A 4,617-nucleotide genomic window follows, 5' to 3' on the forward strand; every position below is an offset into this window, starting at 1 on the left:
CGCAGCTGCGCCGCGCCGCCACCGCCGGCCTGGCCCTGGGCCTGCTGGCGTTGACGCGGCCGGCCGGCCTGCCGTACCTGCTGCTGCTGCCGCTCGCCTTCCTGGGGCCCCGCCGCTGCTGGCCCGGCCGCCGGCGCGCGACCGGCGTCATGGTCCTGGTCGCGGCGCTGACGGTGCTGCCCTGGGAGCTGACGTTGTGGCGGCAGGAGGGACGCCCGGTCCTGCTGGCCACCGGCACCGGCTTCAACCTGGCGCTGGGCAACAATCCGCTGATCGCCGACGGCGAGGGGGCCACGTGGCTCGGCCCCGAGACGCACGCGCGCCTGCGCCGCGAGGTCGCGGACTTCGCCGCGCCGCGCGGGCTGACGCCGGAGGCGGCGATGCAGGCCTACGCGCTGGACCAGATCTCCCGCGACCCCGCCGCCGCGCTGCGCCGCGTCGTCGAGCGCGCGGGCCTGCTCTGGTCGGGGGACGCGTTCACGGTGCGCCACCTCGTGCACGCGGTGGTGCGGCCGCAGCCGCTGCCCCTGGTCGCGGTGATCTGGACGCTCACCTTCGCGGCCTACCTCTGCCTGGCGGGCCTCGCGCTGCGGGGCCTGCTGATCCCCGGCCGCCTGCGTCACCGCCGCGCCCTGCTGCTGCTGACCTTCGCCGGCGCGGTCGGGCCGCTGCTGACGGTCGCCTTCTCCCGGCTGAACCTGCCGCTGCTGGCCTTGCTGCTGCCGGCCGCCGGCGTGGGCTGGACCCACCGCGCGCAGCTGCGCTCGCGGTCGCGTCGCCTGCTGCTGGGCGGGCTGGTCGCCGGCACCGCGACCGTTGCGGTGGTGACGCTGCGTCCGGTCATCGAGACGCAGCTGATGCCGTCGGCCTGGGCGCGGCCCGTGGTCGTGCCGGTGGCGCGCGCGGTGGGGGCGTCACCGGTGTTCGGCGATCAGGTGGAACTGATCTACAAGCCGCGGGGCGAAAGCCGGCCCGATTCGCTGCGGGTCGAACCCGCGCCGGGAACGAGCCTGACCGTGCCGCTGGACGCGCCCGGCCGCTGGACCGTGTCGGTCCATCCCGGCGTCCCCTGGCGTCGAGGCCGGCTCGGGCTGCGCGCGATCCCCGGCACGATGGAGATCGTCGTCGACCCGGTCCGCGCGGACCTGTGGTGGAAGGACCAGGACCTGTCCGCCCTGGGATTCGCAGGACTCTCGATGCGCTGGCAGGGGGGCGCCGCCGCCTACGACTACGTGGAATAGTCCCGCAACACCTTGAATCGAAAATAATTGTCTGTACCGGCGCCGCCCGGCGTTAAGATTGTTGTGGAATTAACCGAATCAGACAATAACTTCACAGGTGGGCGTCTCGAACCGCGATCCGGGCCGGCAATGACGATCAGAACACTGAAAACCAGACTGGCCAAGGGCCTCAGCGTCCATCTCGGGACGGCCGAGTGGGAGCCGCTGCTCGACACGGTCCACGTCGAGGAATCCCACGTGACCGGCGCGGGCGGGCTGCTGCGGTTGATCCGCATCGGCGAGCTCTGGGCCGTGGTCGAGTCCTACGATCTCGGCAGCCAGGACATCAGGGCCTTCGACGACCGCGCGACGGCGACCGCCTACCTCCAGAAATGCCTGCTCCCCTACCAGCACTACTGGCTCGGCTACGGCTGAACGCCCGGATGTTCCTGCTCCTAGTCTAGGGGCAGCCGCGACTCGTCGATCCGCCATCCGTCCGGCGCGCCTGTGCTATGATCGTGGGCGACGTCCCGTCCTCCACCGTCACCCACGGAGCGGTCCATGCCCCGCAACACCGTCGCCATCGCCCTCACGGCCGTCGCCGTCGCCGCGCTGGGCATCGCCCCCGCCGCCGCCGCGATCACGATCGGACCGGGACCGTCCCTGGGCACCGACCTCGCCGGCACGACCTGGTTCCAGGACCTGCAGGACTGGACCCACGCCGACCTGCGGGCGCTCGACGAGCACGGCGACGTCGCGGCGTGGAGCGACGGGCACGACACCTCGCGCGACCTGGTGGCTTTCTGTTCGCGGTTCGAGGGGGACCAGGTGTACCTGCGCGTCGACTTCTTCGACCTGCGCAACGGCTGGACCGGGAACCTCAACCTGTACGTGGCCGTCGACTGTGCGCTCGGCGGCGCGGAGTGGCTGCCGGATTACCTGGACGTGCGCACGGACCACCCGTGGGAGATCTGCCTGGCCCTGTACGCCGCCGGAGATGTGGCCGGGACAACGTACAACGTCTACGACAGCGGCTACGGCACGGGCTGGAACTCCTGGTTCGGGGGCAGCTCGTGGCGGGCGGACCTCGACGCGGTGGAACTGAAGGTGCCGCGCTCCCTGCTGACGGCGGCCGGCTGGAACGGCACGTCGGCGGTCGCCTTCCAGGTCGCCACGGCCAAGGATTTCGCCGAGGGGTCGTGCGCGGGCGGCGGCGCCTCGAGCGACCTGGCCGACGCCATCGTCGACGACGATCGCGGCTGCGGCGACGGCGTGCTCAACGGCGCGATCATGTCCGACGCGACGGCCGGGCGCGTCCAGTACGCGTCGGTGGCGCACGGCAACCAGTCGCTGAACCGGGCGTCCGAACTGCGCGTCCACGTCTACGACCCGCCCGGCAGCACGGGCATCAGCGGCGGCACGGGTTTCGTGCGCACGCTGGACACCCACCGCATCTTCGGGGTGCCCCTGAACGTCCACGCCAGCGGCACGCTGCTGTCGGGCCTGCAGTGGTCGCCGGCGCCGGGCGGCGCCGCGGATCCGAGCGACGGGCCGTCGCTGCTGGCGGAGATCGGCCGCTTCGCCGACGCCGACCAGCAGGACCGCCCCGGCGCCCTGATCGGCGGCGTGTTCGCCGAGCACATCCTGCCGTACTTCGAGGGCGCGGCCAACGCGGCCAGCTTCGCGGCGGCCGACAGCCTGCACGCGCGGATGTTCGGCCTGGCCCCGTCGTCGCTGAAGGTGATGCACGTGCCCGAGCGCGTGATCCGCTCGCTGCCGACCGGCCTGTCGCCCCTGGACGGGTTCACCTTCGCGGACATCCTGGACGCCGGCTACGACGCGACCTACCTGGACGCCGCCGCGCACCTGCACCGGTGGTTCTACCCTTCCGAGTCGCTGTGGCCCGACGCCGCGTACCGGCACAAGGCCCACCGGATCAACGGCGTGCTGTGCTGGATGATCAACCACCGCGAGGACGCGACCAAGTTCTGGATCCAGGACGGCGGCCTGCACCTGGACGCGCGCGCCAGCCTGCTGGAGAAGGCCCTGTCGGGCGACCCGCAGCTGGTGCTGGTCTTCGACGACTGGGAGGCGCTGGCCGGCAAGAGCTTCGCCGCGGTCTCGGGCCAGATGGTCCCGAACGACAACCCCAACCTGTACCAGCAGACCGTGCGCTGGCTGGCCAACCACCCCTGGGTCGAGCTGGTCACGCTGGCCGACATGACCGCCCGCGCGCAGCAGGCGCCGGCGTCGTGGGTCATCGACCACGGCCAGCGGTCGGACCTGGACATCACCACCTACCACTGGCTGCAGCACGCCTGCGAGGACAGCTACCACAACTGGTACTACGACAGCGCGGGCGGCGTGACCGGCAACGAGCAGAGCTTCTACGACCTGGTGCCGGTGATCTCGGGCGAGCAGGGCGACTACCGCGCGCGGGGCGTGGGGCCGTGGGCCGACGGGCCGGGGCTGCCGTCGCAGAAGATCTTCGGCGACCTGAACACCCCCGGCACGCTGCTGCACGAAACCTGGCAGGCGATCGCGGCGATGCCGGAAGGCGAACTGAAGCTGCTGGCCGAGGCTTCGTACTCGGCGATGATCTACGAGACGGCCTGGCACGAGGAGGACGCCACCGACTATGCCGACAGCGACGGGTTCGGGGACTGGCTGTACCCCGACGGGAGCTGGGACGGGCTGAGCGGCTGGGCCTTGCGGCTGCACAACCACGCGCGCGACGCGGTGGCGCTGTCGCTGGCCACGGCCTGGGGCGACTCGCTGCGCGACGGGCTGCTGGCCTCGGGGGCGGCGACGCGGTGCTACCGCGTGGACGCCGACCTGGACGGCGAACTGGAGGTCGTGCTGCGCAACGGGCGCGCGTGGACCCTGTGGCAGGCGCGCGGGGGACGGTGCCTGCTGGGCGTGCAGTTCAACCAGTTCCGCGACGACGCCGTGGTGTTGATCGGCAACCCGTTGACCAACCCGAGCGCGCCGGGCGAGGAGGAGTACGCCGACGGGCGGGCTTCGCGTTGCAGCGGCTACAAGGTCATGAACGGCGGGTACGCGGACCAGGTGTTCACGCTGACGCCGGCCGGCGGGAGCCTGGTGGCGACATCACCGGACGGGCTGGTGCAGATGACGCACACGCTGGCCGGCGGGGCGGTGGCGCTGGAGACTTCGGTGCAGGAGTCGGTGGCGGGGCCGCTGTACGTGCGGTCGGGGTTGAGCCCGGACCCGCGGCGGCTGCTGATGGACGGGCACGCGGCGTTGAACCGGACTCACGACGGGGCGACGCCCGAAACCTCGGACCGGTACACGCTGTACGCCGGAGAGCCGGGCTTCGCGGCGCCGCAGGTGACGGTGAGGCGCGGGTCGGCGGCGTTCGTGGCGAGCCCGCTGA

General features: G+C 72.2%; 3 protein-coding genes. All 3 read left to right on the top strand.

The window, feature by feature from the left end; translation table 11 throughout:
• Positions 1-1,241: hypothetical protein (locus Q7W29_02330; GenBank protein ID MDO9170648.1), on the top strand; the 1,241-nt coding region annotated here is incomplete at its 5' end.
• 129 nt (positions 1,242-1,370) lie between these two features.
• Positions 1,371-1,655 (top strand): hypothetical protein, encoded by a 285-nt coding sequence (locus tag Q7W29_02335; GenBank protein ID MDO9170649.1) that lies wholly within the window; start codon positions 1,371-1,373, stop codon positions 1,653-1,655.
• Positions 1,656-1,781: 126 nt separating this feature from the next.
• Positions 1,782-4,617 (top strand): hypothetical protein (locus Q7W29_02340; protein ID MDO9170650.1); only part of this gene is annotated, 2,836 nt, incomplete at its 3' end.

The sequence above is a fragment of the bacterium genome, assembly GCA_030654305.1.
In the GTDB taxonomy this organism is placed as follows: domain Bacteria; phylum Krumholzibacteriota; class Krumholzibacteriia; order LZORAL124-64-63; family LZORAL124-64-63; genus PNOJ01.

Coding starts and splice junctions, on each gene's coding strand:
- Q7W29_02335 (MDO9170649.1), top strand. CDS start 1,371: ATGACGATCAGAACACTGAAAACCAGACTGGCCAAGGGCCTCAGCGTC.